Origin of the sequence: Psychromicrobium xiongbiense, from assembly GCF_030271165.1 — a bacterium.
Classification (GTDB): domain Bacteria; phylum Actinomycetota; class Actinomycetes; order Actinomycetales; family Micrococcaceae; genus Renibacterium; species Renibacterium xiongbiense.
The window spans coordinates 46,906-65,434 of record NZ_JASSZH010000014.1; the positions used below are offsets into that span (position 1 = coordinate 46,906).

General features: G+C 65.1%; 18 protein-coding genes and 1 pseudogene. 3 read left to right on the forward strand and 16 right to left on the reverse strand.

All coding sequences use genetic code 11. The annotated features are described in order from the left end of the window. Positions 1-65: 65 nt before the first annotated feature. A complete protein-coding gene (locus QQM37_RS05615) occupies positions 66-1,109 on the forward strand; it encodes a LacI family DNA-binding transcriptional regulator (protein ID WP_285725608.1) in 1,044 nt (347 codons plus the stop codon). Here QQM37_RS05615 and QQM37_RS05620 read toward each other — a convergent pair. The 5 genes from QQM37_RS05620 to QQM37_RS05640 all read right to left on the reverse strand — a co-directional run bounded on the left by QQM37_RS05620 (position 1,101) and on the right by QQM37_RS05640 (position 5,830). Further along, on the reverse strand, positions 1,101-2,129 hold the full coding sequence (locus QQM37_RS05620) for a LacI family DNA-binding transcriptional regulator (protein ID WP_285725609.1): 1,029 nt from the start codon (positions 2,127-2,129) through the stop codon (positions 1,101-1,103). The two genes, QQM37_RS05615 and QQM37_RS05620, sit on opposite strands and share 9 nt — an antisense overlap. Before the next feature lie 48 nt (positions 2,130-2,177). Beyond that, positions 2,178-2,423: a hypothetical protein gene (locus tag QQM37_RS05625; protein WP_285725610.1), complete on the reverse strand. Its 246-nt coding sequence runs from the start codon at positions 2,421-2,423 to the stop codon at positions 2,178-2,180. After that, entirely contained in the window at positions 2,423-3,343 is a 921-nt protein-coding gene (locus tag QQM37_RS05630) for a carbohydrate ABC transporter permease (RefSeq protein ID WP_285725611.1), read from the reverse strand. The genes QQM37_RS05625 and QQM37_RS05630 overlap by 1 nt, the downstream gene beginning before the upstream one ends. After that, positions 3,340-4,275, reverse strand: coding sequence for a carbohydrate ABC transporter permease (locus QQM37_RS05635; RefSeq protein WP_285725745.1), 936 nt, complete (start codon positions 4,273-4,275; stop codon positions 3,340-3,342). The genes QQM37_RS05630 and QQM37_RS05635 overlap by 4 nt, the downstream gene beginning before the upstream one ends. Positions 4,276-4,546: 271 nt before the next feature. After that, positions 4,547-5,830: an ABC transporter substrate-binding protein gene (locus tag QQM37_RS05640; RefSeq protein ID WP_285725746.1), complete on the reverse strand. Its 1,284-nt coding sequence runs from the start codon at positions 5,828-5,830 to the stop codon at positions 4,547-4,549. 211 nt (positions 5,831-6,041) lie between these two features. On the opposite strand from QQM37_RS05640, the gene QQM37_RS05645 reads away from it, so the two are divergent. Next, positions 6,042-7,781, forward strand: coding sequence for a glycoside hydrolase family 13 protein (locus QQM37_RS05645; protein WP_420030126.1), 1,740 nt, complete (start codon positions 6,042-6,044; stop codon positions 7,779-7,781). Positions 7,782-7,806: 25 nt separating this feature from the next. Here QQM37_RS05645 and QQM37_RS05650 read toward each other — a convergent pair whose 3' ends face one another. The 9 genes and pseudogenes from QQM37_RS05650 to QQM37_RS05690 all read right to left on the reverse strand — a co-directional run bounded on the left by QQM37_RS05650 (position 7,807) and on the right by QQM37_RS05690 (position 15,642). Continuing rightward, positions 7,807-8,415, reverse strand: coding sequence for a hypothetical protein (locus tag QQM37_RS05650; RefSeq protein ID WP_285725612.1), 609 nt, complete (start codon positions 8,413-8,415; stop codon positions 7,807-7,809). Then, positions 8,412-9,110, reverse strand: coding sequence for a DUF6286 domain-containing protein (locus QQM37_RS05655; protein ID WP_285725614.1), 699 nt, complete (start codon positions 9,108-9,110; stop codon positions 8,412-8,414). Before QQM37_RS05655 ends, QQM37_RS05650 begins: the two co-directional genes overlap by 4 nt. Continuing rightward, positions 9,107-9,517: a hypothetical protein gene (locus QQM37_RS05660; protein ID WP_285725615.1), complete on the reverse strand. Its 411-nt coding sequence runs from the start codon at positions 9,515-9,517 to the stop codon at positions 9,107-9,109. The genes QQM37_RS05655 and QQM37_RS05660 overlap by 4 nt, the downstream gene beginning before the upstream one ends. A gap of 43 nt (positions 9,518-9,560) precedes the next feature. Further along, on the reverse strand, positions 9,561-9,752 hold the full coding sequence (locus QQM37_RS05665; protein ID WP_285725616.1) for a hypothetical protein: 192 nt from the start codon (positions 9,750-9,752) through the stop codon (positions 9,561-9,563). 146 nt (positions 9,753-9,898) lie between these two features. After that, a pseudogene (locus QQM37_RS05670) lies at positions 9,899-10,297 on the reverse strand (Asp23/Gls24 family envelope stress response protein); the annotation flags it as partial. Positions 10,298-10,408: 111 nt separating this feature from the next. Beyond that, on the reverse strand, positions 10,409-11,920 hold the full coding sequence (locus QQM37_RS05675) for a rhamnulokinase (RefSeq protein WP_285725617.1): 1,512 nt from the start codon (positions 11,918-11,920) through the stop codon (positions 10,409-10,411). Next, positions 11,917-13,983 carry a bifunctional aldolase/short-chain dehydrogenase gene (locus QQM37_RS05680; protein ID WP_285725618.1) on the reverse strand — a complete coding sequence of 689 codons (2,067 nt, stop codon included), beginning with the start codon at positions 13,981-13,983 and terminating at the stop codon, positions 11,917-11,919. The genes QQM37_RS05675 and QQM37_RS05680 overlap by 4 nt, the downstream gene beginning before the upstream one ends. Before the next feature lie 52 nt (positions 13,984-14,035). Beyond that, positions 14,036-15,208 (reverse strand): L-rhamnose isomerase, encoded by a 1,173-nt coding sequence (gene rhaI, locus QQM37_RS05685; protein WP_285725619.1) that lies wholly within the window; start codon positions 15,206-15,208, stop codon positions 14,036-14,038. Continuing rightward, a complete protein-coding gene (locus QQM37_RS05690) occupies positions 15,205-15,642 on the reverse strand; it encodes an L-rhamnose mutarotase (protein ID WP_337250238.1) in 438 nt (145 codons plus the stop codon). The genes rhaI and QQM37_RS05690 overlap by 4 nt, the downstream gene beginning before the upstream one ends. Positions 15,643-15,707: 65 nt before the next feature. On the opposite strand from QQM37_RS05690, the gene QQM37_RS05695 reads away from it, so the two are divergent. Beyond that, on the forward strand, positions 15,708-16,739 hold the full coding sequence (locus QQM37_RS05695) for a LacI family DNA-binding transcriptional regulator (protein WP_285725620.1): 1,032 nt from the start codon (positions 15,708-15,710) through the stop codon (positions 16,737-16,739). Between the two features lie 82 nt (positions 16,740-16,821). Here the strand turns inward: QQM37_RS05695 and QQM37_RS05700 are convergent, their stop codons facing one another. Further along, positions 16,822-17,496 carry an SDR family NAD(P)-dependent oxidoreductase gene (locus tag QQM37_RS05700; protein ID WP_285725621.1) on the reverse strand — a complete coding sequence of 225 codons (675 nt, stop codon included), beginning with the start codon at positions 17,494-17,496 and terminating at the stop codon, positions 16,822-16,824. Continuing rightward, positions 17,496-18,527 (reverse strand): zinc-dependent alcohol dehydrogenase, encoded by a 1,032-nt coding sequence (locus tag QQM37_RS05705; protein WP_285725623.1) that lies wholly within the window; start codon positions 18,525-18,527, stop codon positions 17,496-17,498. The genes QQM37_RS05700 and QQM37_RS05705 overlap by 1 nt, the downstream gene beginning before the upstream one ends. Between the last annotated feature and the right edge of the window lie 2 nt (positions 18,528-18,529).

An 18,529-nucleotide genomic window follows, 5' to 3' on the forward strand; every position in this document is an offset into this window, starting at 1 on the left:
GGCGGGACGCAGAAACGTTCACATAAGGTGGGGGAACAGATTCACTGACCGGAGAGGAGCGTCGCATGGCCCGTCGCGCAACCATCCGTGAGCTTGCCGCCACCCTCGGAGTCTCGCCGTCGACCGTCTCGCGCGCCTTCACCCGGCCACAACTGCTTACTCCGGCCATGGTCACCCGGATCAAAGAGGCCGCCAAGGCCGCCAATTACGTGCCCAACAACAATGCCCGCGCGCTGTCCACTGGGCTCACCGGCGCCATCGGGCTCGTGGTCCCGGACATCTCCAACCCCTTCTTTCCGCCGCTGATCCGCGCAGCCCAGGCGCATGCCGCGCTCTCGCAGCGTGCGCTCTTCCTGGCCGATTCGAATGATCTGGCGGAGGAGGAAGAGAAGCTGATCTCCTCGCTGGCCTCCCGGGTCGAGGGCCTGATCCTGGCCTCCTCGCGGCTGAAGAACAGCCGACTGCGCGAACTCGCAGGCAGTCAGCGCCTGGTGCTGATCAACCGGGATGTACCGGAGACCAGTCGCGTGCTGATTGATACTGCGTCCGCCATGCGCCAGGCTATGGATTCGCTGCTCACGCTGGGCCACCGTCGCTTCGCCTACGTCGGAGGCTCCCGGCTGTCCTGGTCGGAGAAGCGTCGCCGGGCCACTGCACTCGCTTTCGGCGAGGAGCATGGCGTGAGTGTCCAGGTGGTGGATGCGCACCCCGGCGACTATGAGACGGCGCGGACCATGGTGCCCACGCTGCTGGAGGCGCAGGTCACGGCCGTCATGGCGTTCGATGACGTGGTGGCCCACGGGGTGATGGGCGGCCTGGCCGAGCGCGGCCACCGGGTGCCCGCGGACCTGTCCGTGGTCGGCTGCGATGACATTCTGACGGTGCAGTCCGTCCCAGCGCTGAGCACGCTGAGCATGCCGGTGGAACTGGCGGCGCGATCCGCTGTCACGGCGCTGCTGATGGACAGTGAATCCTCAACGGTGGAACCCGCACGCTTTCTGGTGGAGGGCCGCTACATCACCCGCGGCACCACCGGCCCCGTCTCGACCACTCCCACGCCTCCCTCCCCTCATGACCTTTGGGACTCCAGGAGGAGTGACTCACGATGACGGCGGGGCGGTACTTTCACGGACAACCAGAGAATACGGTGCGGCCACCGTCTGGATCGCGTCCGTAACGCCATGAAGCTCGCTGAGCAGCATCGCAGCCGCCGTCCGCCCCTGGGCCACCGGATCCTGACGGACTGTAGTCAGCCCGGCAGGGCCTGCAAACTCATGATCATCGATGCCGACCACCGAGAGATCCTCTGGAATCCGGATCCCCCGCCGTTGCGCCTCATACATCACGCCCAGCGCCATCTCGTCGGAAGCGCACACCACGGCAGTCGGCGCCTGTCCAGGCTCGGCGAACACCGGTAGGTCAAAGAGCTTCCGTGCCATCTGGAGCCCTCCGTCAATGGAGAAATCCCCTTCACTGCTCCACTCCGGATTCATCTCCAGCCCGGCACGGCGAAAAGTGTCTTCAAAGGCTGTCCGGCGCAAGGCCGGTACCGCAAAATTCTGCGCATCGGCAGCCTGACCGTGAATCTGCACGATTCTGCGGTGCCCCAGCTCCACAAGATGTTCGGCGGCCAGGCAAGCGGCGGCATAGTCGTCGATGCAGACCTGGGACAGTCCTTCCACCGGCCCGCCCAGGGCCAGAACCGGGATCTCCGCCTGATGGAGCTGCTCCAGCTCAGAGGGATGAAGTGCCAGACACAGCACCACCAGACCATCAATCTGCTTGCGTAGCATGGTGTTTTCGAAGATCCGGAGCCGGCTGGTGCCGTAGCCACCCAGGTTGATCAGCATGAGGTTGTAGTTCTGGGCGTGAAGTTCCACATCCACGCCTTCAATCGCCTTCGCGAAGAACCAGCGACTCACATAGGGGGCCAGAACTCCCAGCGTACGGGTCCTCCCGGTGGCCAGGCCGCTGGCGGCGGAGGAAGCCACATAGCCCATCTCGCCCGCCAGCCTGAGCACGCGTTCTCTGGTCTGCGGGCTCACCCGGGGCAATCCGCGGATGGCCCGGGAGACCGTGGCCGTGGAGACCCCCGCAGCCGCTGCAACATCTTCGATGCTTACCGCCACAAGGGCCTCCCCTCTTACGTCATGGCGCCCGGAGTTTCCGGGCGCCCGTTATTCCGCGCCCAGTTCCTGATCCCGACGCTGGAGTCGGTAGCGCAGCCGGAACAGGCTCACCATGGCCAGCACCACACCAGCGAGCAGCAGTGCCCAGACCAGCGCCGCACCTCCGGTGAGTTCCTGGTAGACCACCGTCACCAGTAGCACGAACCCCCAGAACACGGTGAATCCAATACCGATGTCCAGATGCATTGCTGCCCGGCTCACCGGCGCCTCAAACCGCTCAGCAGGAAGCATCATTACTTGACGCCACCTGCGGTCAGGCCTGCCACGATCTTCCGCTGGAAGATCAGCACCAGGATCACCAAGGGCACGGTGACAATAGTACCGGCCGCCATGACGGCCGTGTACGGCTCCTGGTGCGGCTGTGCCCCGGCGAAGGAGGCGATCGCGACGGTCACCGTCTTGGTCGCATCCGTGGACAGCTGGCTGGCGATCAGGAACTCGTTCCAGGAGGAGATGAACGCCAGGATGGCCGTGGTGAAGATGGCTGGTGCCGCGAGCGGCATGATCACCTTACGGAAGGCCTGCCCCTGGGTGGCACCGTCCACCCGGGCCGCCTCTTCCAGTTCCCACGGCATCTCCCGGAAGAAGGAGACCAGGGTGTACACGGTCAGCGGCAACACGAAGGAGATATTCGGCAGGATCAGCGCCTGGTAGGTGCCGATCCAGCCCCAGCTGGTAAACAGCTGGAACAAGGGGGTGATCAGGGCAACGCCGGGGAACATCGAGGCCCCCAGGATGATGCCCAGGATGGCGTACTTGAACCGGAAGTTCAACCGGGCCAGCGCGTAGGAGGCAAACACACCCACGATCAGACCGATGACGGTCACCACCACGCCGATGAAGAAGCTGTTGAACAGGTTGAGGGCGAAGTGGTTGCCACGATCCTCCGAGAAGGCCGTGACGAAGTTGTCCCAGGTGGCGTTGCTGGGCCAGAAGGACATCTCGAAGGTCTGATCCGAGGGCCGGAACGCGGTGACCATCATCCAGTAGAAGGGCGCCAGGCACCAGAGCACGATGATGACGGCCTGGAAGTAGGTGCGCCCCTGCGCCCAGCGGGTACGGCTGGTGGATTTCGCGTTGGAGCTAAGACGCGGAGCGTTTGTTGCCGCATTGGTCGCTGCGTTGGTTGCTGGTGCACTCGTCGCGTGGCTCATTTCGCTGCCTTCTTCCGGCTACCGGTGGACGATTCGAACGCATTGGCGCCAAGGAATCTCACGAAGATGAAGGCGACCAGGAAAATGATGATAAAGGTGATGGTGGACAATGCCGAGGCCGAGTTGATCGCCGAGTTCTTCTGCTGCACCACCAGGATCGACAGCGTGTCTGTGTTGTTGGCGCCGCCGGTCAGAATCTGAGGCAGATCATACATCCGTAGCGCGTCCAGAGTGCGGAACAGGATGGCCACCATGAGCGCCGGCTTGACCATCGGCAGGGTGATCATCCGGAACCGCTGCCAGGCGTTGGCGCCGTCCACCTTGGCCGCCTCGTAGACCTCGGCCGGAATCATCTGCAGGCCGGCCAGAATCAGCAGCGCCATGAACGGGGTGGTCTTCCAGGTGTCCGAGATGATGATGGCCCATTTGGACGGCCACTCCTGCCCGGTCCACAGCACCTGCGCACCGAACATCTTGTTGATGACGCCCTCGAAGGCGAACATGAAGTAGAACAGCTTGGCCGTGACGGCGGTCGGGATGGCCCAGGGAACCAGCACGGCGGCGCGGAGCAGGCCGCGGCCCTTGAAGGTGCGGGACATGATGACGGCCATCCAGAAGCCGATGACGGTCTCCAGAATCACGGTGATGATGGTGAAGAAGAAGGTGTTCCCTGTGGCGGACCAGAACTGGGCGCCGGGCTGGCCGGGCGCACAGGCTGCCGTTCCGCCATCGGGCGCGGGGCACTGCTGGAAGAGCCAGGAAATGTAGTTGGTCAGACCGTTGGGCGAGCCGGCGGCGAAGAACCCGTTGGCGTCCAGCCCGCCATCGCTGTTGAGGGACATGCCGATGGCGGCGACAATCGGGTAGCCGATGACCACCAGGAGCAGAAGAATCGTGGGGGCCAACAACCAGGCAGCCCATCCGTTTTGCATTTTTTCCGGGCGGGCTCCCGGGGGTAACTTACTCCGGTTGCGGCGGTTTTTCTCCGGTTCCGCAATCTTCGGATCGGCGTCATGTGCAGCGATGGACATGACTCCTCCTTTACTCCCGGTCACCATGGAACGGGCTAGGTCAACAGAGTTGTGTGCTTAGGTTTGCTCATGCGAGTGCGGGTATTGAGCGCGACCCACGGTGACCGCGATGCGGGCAGCATCTGAGCTGCCCCGCATCGCGGTCACTGCTGTGTCGCGGGGAGGCCAGGGGCTACTTGACGCCCGCGGACTCCATCGCTGTCTTCATATCCTTGACCGCCTGATCCACGGATTTGTCTCCATTGATCGCAGAGAATGCGTTCTGCTGGATGGCCAGCGTGACGGCCGGGTAGAACGGCGTGACGGGCCGCGGCACGGCGTTCTCGATCGAGGTCTTCAGCGTCGGCAGGTACGGCAGCTTCGCGACCAGGTCAGGGTCGGTGTACAGCGAGGAGAGCACTGGAGCATTCGACGCCTGCGTGACGTAGAACTTCTGGATCTCCTGGCTGGTCATGAACTTGAGGAAGTCCAGGGCAGTGGCCTTGTTCTTGGAGTAGACGCTGACGCCAAGGCTGTGACCGCCCAGGGTCGAGGCACCGGGACCGCTGGCTCCGGGCAGCGGCGCCACACCGAAGGTGTCCTTCACCTTGGACGAGGCATCGGTACCGGCCAGGCTGTAGACGTAGGGCCAGTTGCGCAGGAAAAGCAGCTTGCCGTCTTCGAAGGACTGGCGTCCCTGCTCCTCCTGGTAGGTGGTGGCCTGCTTCGGGATGTTGCCGTTCTTGTACGCGGTCACCAGGTTCTGCAGGCCAGCCTTGGCCTTATCGGAATCGATCGCGACCTTGCCGTCATCGCCGATCACCTGACCACCGGTGGAGTTGATGGCCTCCGAGGCGTTGACCGTCAGGCCTTCATACTGTGCGTACTGGCCAGCGAAGCAGTCGATGCCCTTAGCCTTGGCGATGGAGCACATGCCCATCATTTCGTCCCAGGTCTTGGGCGGGTTGGGCACCAGGTCCTTGCGGTAGAAGAGCAGACCGCCATCGGAGAGCCAGGGGGCCACATACAGCGTCTTGTTGTAGGTGGCGGCCTTGACCGTCGGGGCCAGGAAAGCCGAGGTATCCAGGGCCATCTTGCCGGTCAACGGCTGCAGCCACTGCTTGGCCGCGAATTCCGCGGTCCAGATCACATCGACGGAGAAGACGTCATAATTGGGGTTCTTGGCGCCCAGGTTCTGCACCAGGTCTTCGTGCTGCTGGTCCGCCTTGTCGGTCTGCTCCTTGAGCGTGACCTTCTGGTCGGGATGGGCTGCGTTCCACTTGTCCACCACCGGCTGGGCGACATTCGAGTTGTCCTTGCCCTGTACGAACGTGATGGGTCCGCGTCCATCAAGGTTGCTCGCTGCGTCGCCTCCGCCCGATGAAGCGGAGGTCGAACCGCCGCCGCCACAGGCGGTCAGGCTGATCGCCAGCACGCCCGCGGCCAGGACCGGGGCAACTACTTTGGCATATCTCATGCTCATGTACTCCTCGTTGAGTTTCTTTCGGCCGGTACGTCACGGTCGCGGTCCACCTCTAAGCTGGACACTGTGACCCACCCCCGATTGAGTGATGTGGATCATATTAGTAAGCTGTTCCAACCTTGTGCAAGCGTTTACGCAAATCTACGGAAGGGCCGCCTCAGTGAGCCACGATCTCTCCAGCACCGCAGTCATTGCTGATGCTCCTTTGAGCAATGAAGCGATCACCAACGCTCAGTCTTGGTGGCGGGATGCGGTGATCTATCAGGTCTACCCTCGCTCTTTCGCCGATTCCAGCGGTGACGGTCTGGGCGATCTGCCCGGCGTGACCGGCAAGCTGGAGTACCTCCAGGAGCTCGGCGTTGACGCGGTCTGGCTCTCCCCCTTTTACCGTTCCCCGCAGGCCGATGCCGGCTATGACGTGGCCGATTACCGTGATATCGATCCGATTTTCGGCAGCCTGGCGGACTTCGACGCCATGTTGGCGAAAGCCCACACTCTGGGTCTTCGCGTCATCGTCGATCTGGTGCCCAACCACACCTCGGATGAGCACGCCTGGTTTGTCGAGGCTGTTGCCGCTGGGCCGGGATCGCCGGAGCGCGCACGCTACATGTTCCGGGACGGCAAGGGTCAGCACGGCGAGTTGCCGCCCAATAACTGGCAGTCCATCTTCGGCGGCCCGGCCTGGACCCGCCTCGTGGACCCTTCAGGGAACCCTGAGCAATGGTATTTGCACCTCTTTGACACTAAACAGCCGGATCTCAACTGGGAGAACCCGGAGGTACGGGCTGAGATGGAATCCGTGCTGCGGTTCTGGCTGGACCGTGGCGTGGACGGCTTCCGCGTCGATGTCGCGCACGGCATGATCAAGGCGGAGGGTCTGCCGGACTGGTCCGGGGCGGCGGCGATGGTGCAGGGCGATTCCGCGGCCGACGACAGTGACGCCGACAACGCCGCAGCAACGGAAGCAGCCCAGATTCCCGCACCAGAGCCCTCCCCGTTCTTCGACCAGGACGGCGTTCACGAGATTTACCGCGCCTGGCACCAGCTGCTCGAAGAATACGACGGCGATCGGATGATGGTGGCCGAGGCCTGGGTGGAACCCGCTGAGCGGCTGGCCCGCTACGTCCGACCGGACGAGATGCAGCAGGCCTTCAACTTCGACTTCCTGCTGGCCGGCTGGGATGCGGTGCGGATGCGTGATGCCATCGATTCGTCCCTCGCGGCAGATGCCGCGGTGGGCGCTCCGAGCACCTGGGTGCTCTCCAACCATGACACGGTCCGGCACACCACCCGCTTTGGCCTGAAGGATCCGACGCTGTTCCCGAAAGGCATCGCTGCCGATGACGAGCAGCCGGATGAGGCGCTCGGCCTGCGTCGGGGCCGGGCCGCGGCAGCCATCGAGCTGGCCCTTCCCGGGTCCGCTTATCTGTATCAGGGTGACGAACTGGGCCTGCCCGAGCATACCTCCCTGCCTGCCGCGGTGCGCCAGGACCCCGCCTTCTTCCGGACGCACGGGGTGGAGCGCGGTCGCGATGGCTGCCGGGTCCCGCTGCCCTGGGTTGCGGCGGAGCCCGGGTATGGCTTCAGCCACGGTGCGGCGGAGCACCGGGCACCCTGGCTTCCGCAGCCCGAGTCCTTTGCCCACTATGCCGCTGACCAGCAGCTGGGCGTCGCCGGTTCCACGGTGGAGTTCTACCGCGCGGCGTTGGCCCTCCGGAACCGGCACCACCTGGGCCTGGGCACGCTGCACTGGAATGCTGAGACAGACGAAGCCCGCGGAGTGCTCTCCTTCAACAACAACGGCGTGACCGTACTGGCGAACTTCGGGACTGTTCCGATGGAGCTACCGGCTGGGGCCACCGTCATCCTGAGCAGTGCCGGACCTGCCACCGGATTCTCAGGGGACACTCTGGCCCCGGACACCGCAGTCTGGCTGCTTCGGTGACGCTGGTCGATGGGGGCGGAAAGCCCTAACGGACTCGTTCGGCCCGGGTGAACTTCGCCCGGGCCGCCGAGCCGATGCTCAACAGCACGGCCGTGCGCTGGCCCAGAAGCTGGTCCATCGCCTCGACGAGCAGACTCACCTGCGCCGCCACCGCCTGCGGGGCAACGCCCTGGCGCGGGAAGACCCGGATCTTCACTCCCGGCTGGCCTTTCACCTCGTAGGTCACCACCGTGGCACCGAGCAGTTCGGGTCGTTCCGCGAGCGCCTGCCTCAACAGCTGCTCGGCAACGCTGCCGTTCAGCGACACCAGCCCTTCGGCCTCACCGTGCTCATTATCGGCCGCCAGAATGGTCGTCCTGCCCCGGCCCTGATTGGCAATCCAGGCGATCATGCCCAGGATCAGCAGCACCAGAAGCACCGCCACTCCGATCCACAGCAAGGAGCCTCCGCTGCCGATGGTGGTGGCATCGGCAGCCCGCAACAGGGAATCCACTGCGGCACCGGAGGCCCCCTGCCACCAGCTGGCGAAGGGCGGAACCAGCCGCACAGCCAGCAGCAGCACGCCTCCAGCCAGGAGGAGCAGACCGAAGAGACCCAGCAACAGCCGGTTGACAGTCCGCGGCGTTTCGTTCAAACCCCGATCACCCCCGAGGTGGACACCACAACGCGCACCGAAGGCCGCGGGATGGGTTGCATCTGATCCAGTTCCTGTTCCAACGCAGCAGCAATGACCTCCGCCTGCAGCGGCATCCCGGAGGTGGGCCGCACCTGAACCACCACGGACTGCTGAGAAATCACGGCCCGGACTTGCTCCTGCGTGACGCCAGCGACCATCCGGGCACGCTTGGCCAGCGCCGAGGCGATCACCTCGTCATCGACCACGACGGCGATCCGGCTGGAGGCCTCCGTGGAGCCTGGATTCTGCTGGGAGTCGAGGGTGTGCCGGGCGCGGTGCCCGCGGATCAGCGCCAGACCCAGGAACAGCAGGCCGAGGACCACCAGCAGAACCCCGATGGCGACCATCGCCGCCGGGAGGAGCGTGTCCGGCCAACGGGTTACAGCCCTCAGCGCAGCCTGCGGGTCGATCAGCCAGGCGGGCTGGTTGACGATCCGCAAGCCGCATTCGAGCAGCCCGTAGAGGGCCAGAAGGGTGATGATGACGGCTGCCACCATGGCGGGAACGGCCCGGGAGGGCGTGAGTTCACGGCGGACCACCCGGTCAAGGTCCAGGCCGGGGCCGGCATCCAGGCCAGGGATCGTGTGGCTGTTCGCCATCGTCCGGGACTCACTGGTCGGAGACGGCGCGTCTTCGTTCCAGGGAATACTCATTCCGCACCCCCGTTGGTAGCGCCCCGATCCGCCAAGGGCTGATCCGTCGCGATCCGCACCGGCTCCGCCGTTCTGACTCCGCTCAGCCGGACATCCACCCGGCTGATGTCCGAGCCTGAAAGATACGCCACGCGGTCCAGCACGGATTTCTTGGCCGCAATGGCGCGCGCAAAAACCGAACCACCCGAGCGCTGCACCGCCTCAGGACGCCGGACCACCTCGACGAGCGGTGGAACAGCGATCGGGCCGATGAGTTCGATGGCCAGCCGACCGGCATCGTCGGTGAATTCCACCCGGATCTCATGGGGCAGCACTCCCAGGGCCTGCGCTGCTGCGGCCTGGCTCAGCGAGGTCAGGGCCTGGGAGCTGATGCGAGTGTGGCCTGCGTAGCCGGCTTGCTCCGTCATCGCCGCTTCCGCACCGCCTCAGAGCCGGGCCCGGTCAGAGTGGTCATGAGGAGGACCGCCGCCCGGTGAGCGCGTCCAGCACGCCACGCCAGTCAAGCTTTCCGCTGACGGCGCGGCCGACCAGCGCGCCGATCACCATGAACAGCACCGCCACCAGAAAGCCCCAGAATCCGAAGGCGAAGGCCATGAAGGCGAGGAAGCCGCCTATGCCCAAACCGATCAGCGTGTAGTTCATGATCTCTCCCGATCGATTGCGGCGTGCAGGTTCTCCGAGGGTACTCCCGACGGTTCAGAAAGGGCTGGCCGATCGGCCTGACCTGGCCTCTCGGACAGGCCCAGGCGCTCGGACAGTCTCGGTTTCGGGCCAGCTTTGGTTCCAGAGGCGGGCCGCAGCGGATCGGGTATGTGAACGTCCATGATTTCCACATTGACCTCCACCACCTGCAGGCCGGTCTGCTCGGCCACCGCTCGGTACACGGCCACCCTTACCTCGTGAGCCAGCGCCTGCAGTGGAAAGCCGTCGTCGGCCACCAGTTCGCAGTCCACGGCCACCTGGGTCTCGCCGACCTCTACCCGGATGCCCTGCGTCAGGTCGACGGCACCCACCACTTCACGAAGCGCGCCCATCGCCCGGCCCGCGCCGAGCCCGGTGCCCAGCGAGTAAACCCCCGGGACACTGCGCGCCGCTCCACCCACGACTTTGGCCACGGCCGCTTCCGCGATGCTCGTCCGACCAGAGGGAGTCTCCGTTGCCGGCATCCGGCCCTGCTCCGCGCTCATGCTCACGTGGTTCCTCGGTTTCCTACGGCGGCCTTGGTTCCCAGCCACCCGATGTTCCGGCAACTGTACGTCCAGCCTACTGCGAGCCTCCGCACCGAATGAAGCGCGGGCTCACAGAACAGATGGTTCGTAGCGCCGGAGTTCCACACTCGCCGCCACGAGTGCCCGCAGTTCCGGCAGACCGCCACACAGCACCCCCGCCGCACGGGCCTGGAGCAATACATTGCCCAGCGCCGTCGCCTCCACCGGTCCCGCAATCACGGGTTTGCCGGTCGCGGTGGCCGTGAGCTGGCACAGCAAGGCGTTCTGCGAACCGCCACCCACAATGTGGACCACGGAGGTTCGCTTGCCGGACAGCTCTTCCAGCTGGGCCACCGTTCTGGCATAGGCCGCAGCAAGACTGTCCAGAATGCAGCGCACGATGCCGACCGGGTCGGCACCCAGCCCACCTCCGCTGCCCTGCGGCGCCCCGGCCGCGCTGACAGCCGCCCGGATCCGTTCGGGCATCCCGTCCGGGGCGATGAATCCGGCGTCGTCCGGATTGATCTGCGGGCCGCCGGCGGGCCGCCCGGCTGCGGCATCGAGCAAGGCCTGAAGATCAGGATGCTCCCCGGATTCGGCCCAGCTGCGCAGGCATTCGCTCAGAAGCCACAGGCCACCCACATTGCGCAGGTAGCGAATAGTGCCGTCCACGCCCCGCTCATTGGTGAAATTGGCTGCACGGCTGGCCTCCGTCAGCACCGGTGCCGCCAGCTCCACCCCGACCAGCGACCAGGTGCCGGAGGAGATATAGGCGAAGCCATCGTGGTCCTGGGGTTCTGAAGCCGACGACGCTGGGGAAGACAGCGCCGGCACGGCTGCCACCGCGGAGGCAGTGTCATGGGAGCCGACTGCGACCACGGCGGTATCCGCGGCCAGCCCGGTGCGCTGCGCGATCTCCGGCAGCAGTGTGCCGATCCGTTCGCCCGGCTGAATGAGGGGCGGGAACAGATCGAGCGGCAACCTCAGCCGCTCAAGAAGTGCGTCAGCCCACTGGCCGCTGCGCGCATCGAGCAGCCCGGTGGTGGAGGCATTGGTGACTTCGGTCCGCCGCTGACCGGTCAGCCAGAAGGCCAGCAGATCCGGAATCAGCAGGGCCTGCACCGCATCCAGAGTGGGCTCGGCCGCCAACTGGTAGATGGTATTGAACGGCAGGAACTGCAACCCCGTTACCCCGTAAAGGTGCTCGGGCGGGACAGCGCTGTGGACCCGGTCAACGGCGGCCAGGCTGCGATCATCCCGGTAGCTGTGCGGCTGTTCCTTCAGCGAACCATCAGCGTTGATCAGCCCGTAATCGACCGCCCAGGTATCGATGCCGATACTCGTGATCCGCTCCGCCTGCGCGGTCGCGATCCCGGCAGCAGCCGTCAGGCCGGTCAGCACCTCCGCGAAAAGCCGGTTGAGCGCCCAGCGCAGGGCGCCATCGAGCTCCAGCACGGCATTGGGAAAACGGTGCACCGTCTCCAGCGAGACGACGCCCTCGCCCACCCGGCCCAGCATGACCCGCCCGGAGGAAGCGCCGATGTCGACGGCGACGAAGAGGCCGCCGTGACGGTCCGGGCCCGGCTTTGGCGCGCCGCTCATCGCAGGAAGGCCGCCGCGACACCCGCATCGACCGGCACGTGCAGGCCTGTCGTGTGGGACAGATCGGAGGAGCACAGCACGTAGACCGCATTCGCCACGTGCTCTGGCAGCACCTCACGCTTGAGCAGCGTGCGCTGAGCGTAGAACTGGCCCAGATCTTTCTCTTCCACGCCGTAAACGGCGGCCCGTTTGGCCCCCCACCCGCCGGCAAAAATCCCGGAACCACGCACTACGCCATCGGGGTTGATGCCGTTGACCCGGATGCCGTACTCGCCCAGCTCCGCGGCCAGCAGCCGCACCTGGTGCGCCTGGTCCGCTTTGGTCGCCGAATAGGCAATGTTGTTCGGGCCGGCGAAGACCGAGTTCTTCGAGGAAATGTAGATCACGTCACCGCCGAGTTTCTGGTCGATCATGATCCGGGCGGCCTCCCGGGACACCAGGAAGGAGCCCTTGGCCATCACCTGGTGCTGGAGGTCCCAGTCGGCGGTGGTGGTGTCCAGCAGGGATTTGGAGAGCGAGAGGCCCGCGTTGTTCACCACGAGGTCCAGGCCGCCGAAGGCCAGCAGCGCCTGCTCCATCACGGTGCGCACCGCGGCCTCGTCTGTCACATCGGCGCGGAAACCTCGGGCCACGTCGGCATTTCCCAGCTCCGCGGCAGCCGCCTGTGCCTTTTCCTGGTCCAGATCAGCGATGACCACGCAGGCACCCTCGGCCGCGAGCCGGGTGGCGATGGCTTTGCCAATGCCCGATGCCGCCCCGGTCACGAGTGCCACGCGGCCCTGAAGCGGTCGCGGGGCTGGCATGCGCGCCAGCTTCGCCTCCTCCAGAGCCCAGTATTCAATGCGGAACTTCTCCGCCTCGTCGATCGGCGCATAACGAGACATCGCCTCCGCGCCACGCATCACGTTAATCGCGTTGAGATAGAACTCCCCGGCCACCCGCGCGGTCTGCTTGTCCTTGCCGTAGGAGAACATGCCCACTCCCGGCACCAGCACAATGGCGGGGTCCGCACCGCGCATCGCGGGTGAATCCGCGTGGGCGTGGCGCCTGTAGTAGTCGGCATAGTCCTCGCGGTAGGCCCGATGCAGGGTCTCCAGGCGCTCCACGACCTCCTCCACGCTGGCGGCGGCGGGCAGATCCACCAGCAGCGGCCGGACCTTGGTGCGCAGAAAGTGGTCCGGGCAGCTGGTACCCAGAGCGGCAAGCCGGGGGTGCTCTGCGGAGGCCAGGAAATCCAGCACCCGTGCATCATCCGTGAAGTGGCCCACCAGGGCATGCCCTGCCGCGAAGGCGTCCTGGGAGGCGATGGCGCGCAGATGGGGGGCCAGGGCAGCAGCCTTGGCCCCCCGCTCCGCCTCGGGCAGAGCCTCGTAGCCGGGCAGTGGTGCGCCGAAGGGCTCAGACCTGCCACGTTCGGCGATGTAGCGCTCGGCGGTGTCGATGATCCACCGGGAGTTGGCCTCGGCTTCAGCGCTGGTCTCGCCCCAGGCGGTGATGCCGTGCCCGCCCAGGATGGTCCCGATGGCCTGCGGATGGGCAGCCTTGATCGCAGCGATGTCCAGGCCCAGCTGGAATCCCGGCCGACGCCAGGGTACCCACACCACCTTCTCGCCGAAGATCTGCCCGGTGAGCGCCTCGCCATCGGCCGCCGTGGCCACGGCGATGCCGGAATCCGGGTGAAGATGGTCCACATGCGCGGCGTCCACCAGGGCATGCATGGCGGTGTCGATGGAGGGGGCCGCCCCGCCCTTGCCGTGCAGGGTGTAGTCGAAGGCGGCGACCATCTCATCTTCCTGTTCCACACCGGTGTACACCGCTTCCAGCGCGCGGACCCGATCCAGCCTCAGCACGGCCAGGCCAGATTCACTCAGGGTGCCCAGATCCCCACCGGAACCCTTGACCCAGAGCAGATCGACCACTTCACCGGTGACCGGATCCAGGCCCGCGCCCTTGGCCGAGGTATTGCCACCCGCATAGTTGGTGTTGCGTGGATCGGCGCCCAGCCGGTGCGAGCGCTCCAGGAGCTCCGCCACCGCAGTGGGCTGGTGGGTAGTGCTGGTCATGCTTCCTCCAGAAGGGATCAAGAAATGAGAATAGGGGTCCGCGGCAAACGCCTCAGGCGCCCCAGCTGGCCTGCTGTCCGTCGGCCCGTTCGGCGGTGATCTGCTCCTGATAGTCGCTGGCCCAGAAGGCTGCCACCGGGTCGGCGGGCAAACCCTGTGCCAGGCGGCGTTCGGCCAGGGCGGGGCGTACGTCGGTGTAGAAGGCATCCATCAGCACGGCATGGGCACCCAACACATCGCCCGCCTGCTGCGCCTTGCCCAGCGCTGCCTGGTCCACCAGGAGTGCTCGAGCGGCCATCTCCTGCACGTTAAGCACCGAGCGGACCTGCCCGGCGATCTTGTTTTCAATGTTGTGGCACTGATCGAGCATGTACGCCACGGGGCTGCCCTCGTCGAGGCCACCGCCACGGATCACCTCATGCATGATCCGGAAGAGCTGGAAGGGATCGGCCGCGCCCACGATCAGGTCGTCATCGGCGTAGAAACGGGAATTGAAATCAAAAGAGCCGAGTCTGCCCAGGCGCAGCAGTTGCATCACAATGAACTCAATATTGGTGCCAGGCGCGTGATGTCCGGTATCCAGGCAGACCATGGCACGCTCTCCCAGCGCTGTGACCTGGGCGTAGCTGGTGCCCCAGTCCGGAACATCGGTGTGGTAGAAAGCCGGCTCGAAGAACTTGTATTCCAGGACAAGGCGCTGTTCCTGGCCCAACTGGGCGTAAATGGCGGCCAGCGAATCCGCCAGCCGGTCCTGGCGTCCTCGCAGATCGGCCTGGCCGGGATAGTTGGTGCCGTCCGCCAACCAGATCTTCAGATCCCGGGATCCAGTCTGGTTCATCACCTCCAGGCAGGCCAGGTGATGGTCAATCGCCTTCTGCCGGGTGGCGGCATCGTGGTGCGTGAGGGAGCCGAACTTGTACTCCTCCGCCTGGAAGGTGTTGCTGTTCACGGTGCCCAGCGCTACGCCGTGGTCCTCGGCGAAGCGGCGCAGATCCGCGAAGTCATCCACCAGGTCCCAGGGAATGTGCAAGGCCACCGTCGGAGCCAGCCCGGTGAGCCGGTTCACCTCGGCGGCATCCGCGACCTTCTCATAGGGGGTGCGGGCGGTGCCCGGGCTGCCGAAAACCTTGAAGCGGGTGCCGGAGTTGCCAAAGGCCCAGGAGGGAAGCTCGATGGCGAGCCGGTCCAGGGTCGGGGCGATGGGTGACAGATCGGGGGTGCTCATGGCTGCTCCTGGGACGTCTCGGCGTGGATTTCTTGCCTCTGGGCTTCTGCCAGTTGGGTTTCAAGATGGAAAATCTGCGGAAGCTGGGTAAACCCGGTGTCCGGCGCACCGTCGAGATCCTGGAAGAAGGCAGACATCTGGGCCTGCCACTGGGCGTTGACCTCGGTTCGTGCCATGGCCTCCTGTGCGGCCTGCAGATTCTCCGTCTCGACATAGCCGATCAGCAGGCCATCCTCGTCGAGGAAGAGCGAATAATTGGCCCACCCGGAATCCCGCAGCGCATCCAGCATCTCCGGCCAGACCTCTTCATGGGCGCGACGGTAGTCGCCCAGGCATTCCGGCCTGACCTGAAGGCGAAAACACACGCGGTCCATCGGATCCTCCTTGACCGACGAAAGGGAATCGGCATCAAATGATTGTTTGAAACGTTTCATTTAACGTTTCAAACATAGGCTACATGCTGTAAGCGTGTCAATCATTTCCGGAAGGAAACCCTGCCATGGTCAGCGTGCGCGATGTCGCAGTTCTCTCCGGCACCTCGGTGGGCACGGTCTCCAATGTGCTCAACCATCCGGAGCGCGTTTCAGCCAAAGTACGTACCAAAGTCCAGGGAGCGATCGATGCGCTGGGATTCGTCCGCAATGATGCCGCCCGGCAGCTTCGAGAGGGCCGCAGCCGGATGATCGGACTGGTGGTCCTCGATGCTGGAAACCCCTTTTTCACCGATGTGGCTCGCGGCGTGGAGCGGGTGGCGGACGAGGCCGGGCTCAGCGTCAGCCTGGGCAACAGCGACAGCCGGCCGGAGCGGGAGTTGCGCTTCCTTGACCTTTTCGAGCAGCAGCAAGTTCGGGGTCTGCTGCTCTCCCCCAGTCGCCGCGATGAGCAGTTCACCGAACGCATCGAAAGGATACGGCAGCGCGGAGTCCCCGTGGTTTTAGTGGACTCCCCCTCAGACAATTCCGCGGTCAGCTCGGTAGCGGTCGATGACGCTCTGGGCGGCCAGCTTGCGGTGGCCCACCTTCTGGCACTGGGCCATCACCGCATCGCCTTTATCGGCGGACCGCAGGAACTCACCCAGGTATCGGATCGGCTTGCCGGGGCGCGCCGGGCGCTGGCAGAAGCTCTGAGCGCTGATCCAGCATCCGGCATCCACCTGGAGGTGATCCCCACCAGTGGACTGGAGGTCCGGGCTGGGCGAGCTGCGGGCGAGGAGCTCCTCCGCAGGCCAGCCGCCGAGCGCCCGAGGGCCATTTTTGCTGCGAACGATCTGGTCGCCATCGGCCTTCTCCAGGCGTTCATGCTGGCGCAACCGCGCGTGCGAGTGCCAGAGGACATTGCTCTGGTGGGATACGACGACATCGACTTTGCCAAATCCGCCATGGTTCCACTGAGCTCGATCCACCAGCCCAGCGAATTGTTGGGAGAAACCGCCATGCGGCTACTGCTGCGAGCCGAGCAGGAGGGTGGGCTTCCCGCGGAGCAGATCGTTCTGAAGCCGGAATTGATCGCCCGCGCTTCTACCCTGGGCTAAGGCCAACTCTCCCCTTCCCTCCCCCTTTTCCCAACTGGGTGAGAGGGGAGGGCGAGCGTTCCAAAGCGGGCGCTTTTGATCCTCAGTAGGTAGCTCGACCACCACTAATGTCATAGACGGCTCCGGTGGAGAAGCTCACCTCGTCGGAGGTAAGCCATGCAACGAGAGCGGCAACCTCGTCAGCCCTCCCGACGCGTTTCATGGGGATAAGGCTGGTGATGTGGGCGAGGACATCGGGCGCAGTGTCGTTGTTCATCGGTGTAGCGATGACGGCCGGGGCGATCGCGTTGATGAGGACACCGGATGTTGCCAGTTCCTTACCAGCCGATTTGGTGAGCGCAATCACGGCAGCTTTGGACCCAGAATAGATCGACAGATTAGGGTTGCCGTCTTTCCCCGCCATACTGGCAAAGTTGACCACCCGACCCCATCCGCGCTCCACCATTCCAGGCATAAATACCCGCATAGCGTTGATGGTGGCGAACACATTCACCTCGAAGACCTTCCGCCACTCGCTGTTGGTCGTATCCAGCAAAGGCTTATTGGGTCCGACGATTCCTGCACAATTCACCAGGACGTCGACCGGGCCGATACTGGCTTCGACGCCAGAAAGTGCAGCTTCATCACTGACATCAATGCGGTAGTCAGCGTTCCCTGCCACATCGAGAGTCACCACTCGCATGCCGTCATGCCGCAGCCGTGCGGCCGCTGCCGCTCCGAGCCCGCTGGCCCCGCCGGTTACAACCGCAGTTCTCATCAGACATCTCCATCCTTCGAGGGCCTCTCTGCCCGTGGAATCGTGATATGGATCTTGGGGCCAAGCCCTGCAGGCTGGGGGCGCGCACCGTCGAGGATCCGTCCCAGGTGGTCAAGTTCCACCGCCGCTGCAACGATGCCGCGCGGATCCACCGAGCCGTTTGCAAACGCAGCGATGACGTCATCGAGCGCCTGGCTTGCCCCGAGAATGCCGACGGCCGTAACATCCTTCAGCGCCAGCGTGCGGCTATCGAGCAGACTCGGACTCCCGGCGAGCCCTACGTACACCACTCGCCGACCTGGTTCCACGAGGCCGAGGGCCTTCGCCGGGAGGCTCGGATCGTTGGAACAGTCAATGACGGCATCCCATGGCAATTCGGGCAGGGCCCCTTCCGCCCAGGCGCAGTCAAACCCCAGCGAACGAGCGAATTCGACAGACCTCTCGGAGCGGCCCATGATGTGGACCTCGAGATCTGCCGCACGCGCGAACATGGCGGCGAGCAGGCCTATGGTGCCAGCGCCCAGGATGAGGACCCGACCTCCTGACTCGAGAGCTGCTGCCCAGACAGAGCGCAGCGCGTTGCCCGCCGGCTCGACAAGGGCTCCGGCAACATCATCCACCGAGTCCGGCAACGCATGTAAATAACGCGCTGGGTACGCCAGTCTTTCGGCGAGCGCTCCCGCCATACCCCCGCGGACCCCGAGTTCGTGCCGATCCTCGCAGACGTGATGACGGCCAGCCAGGCAGCGGACGCAACGCCCGCAACCGATCATGGTGTCGCCCGTGACGCGCCGCCCGATCCACATCGGATCGACGCCCTCACCGGCGCTGACAACCACACCCATCCACTCGTGACCGGGGCGGAGTGGGTAGGAAGCGTTGCCGTCGTGAAGGTACTGCATCTCCCCGGTATACAGCTCGGTATCGGTGCCGCAGACTCCCACGCGATGGACGTCGATGAGCACCTGCCCGGCACCCACCTCCGGTTCGGGCACCTCGATGACGGCAGCATCGCGGGGCCCTCGGATCACGA

Bases quoted from the DNA above. Each gene is read 5' to 3' on its own strand.
- QQM37_RS05615 (WP_285725608.1), top strand. From the start codon at position 66: ATGGCCCGTCGCGCAACCATCCGTGAGCTTGCCGCCACCCTCGGAGTC.
- QQM37_RS05625 (WP_285725610.1), bottom strand. From the start codon at position 2,423: ATGATGCTTCCTGCTGAGCGGTTTGAGGCGCCGGTGAGCCGGGCAGCA.
- QQM37_RS05630 (WP_285725611.1), bottom strand. From the start codon at position 3,343: ATGAGCCACGCGACGAGTGCACCAGCAACCAACGCAGCGACCAATGCG.
- QQM37_RS05635 (WP_285725745.1), bottom strand. From the start codon at position 4,275: ATGCAAAACGGATGGGCTGCCTGGTTGTTGGCCCCCACGATTCTTCTG.
- QQM37_RS05640 (WP_285725746.1), bottom strand. From the start codon at position 5,830: ATGAGATATGCCAAAGTAGTTGCCCCGGTCCTGGCCGCGGGCGTGCTG.
- QQM37_RS05655 (WP_285725614.1), bottom strand. From the start codon at position 9,110: ATGAGTATTCCCTGGAACGAAGACGCGCCGTCTCCGACCAGTGAGTCC.
- QQM37_RS05660 (WP_285725615.1), bottom strand. From the start codon at position 9,517: ATGACGGAGCAAGCCGGCTACGCAGGCCACACTCGCATCAGCTCCCAG.
- QQM37_RS05665 (WP_285725616.1), bottom strand. From the start codon at position 9,752: ATGAACTACACGCTGATCGGTTTGGGCATAGGCGGCTTCCTCGCCTTC.
- QQM37_RS05675 (WP_285725617.1), bottom strand. From the start codon at position 11,920: ATGAGCGGCGCGCCAAAGCCGGGCCCGGACCGTCACGGCGGCCTCTTC.
- QQM37_RS05680 (WP_285725618.1), bottom strand. From the start codon at position 13,983: ATGACCAGCACTACCCACCAGCCCACTGCGGTGGCGGAGCTCCTGGAG.
- rhaI (WP_285725619.1), bottom strand. From the start codon at position 15,208: ATGAGCACCCCCGATCTGTCACCCATCGCCCCGACCCTGGACCGGCTC.
- QQM37_RS05690 (WP_337250238.1), bottom strand. From the start codon at position 15,642: ATGAAACGTTTCAAACAATCATTTGATGCCGATTCCCTTTCGTCGGTC.
- QQM37_RS05695 (WP_285725620.1), top strand. From the start codon at position 15,708: ATGGTCAGCGTGCGCGATGTCGCAGTTCTCTCCGGCACCTCGGTGGGC.
- QQM37_RS05700 (WP_285725621.1), bottom strand. From the start codon at position 17,496: ATGAGAACTGCGGTTGTAACCGGCGGGGCCAGCGGGCTCGGAGCGGCA.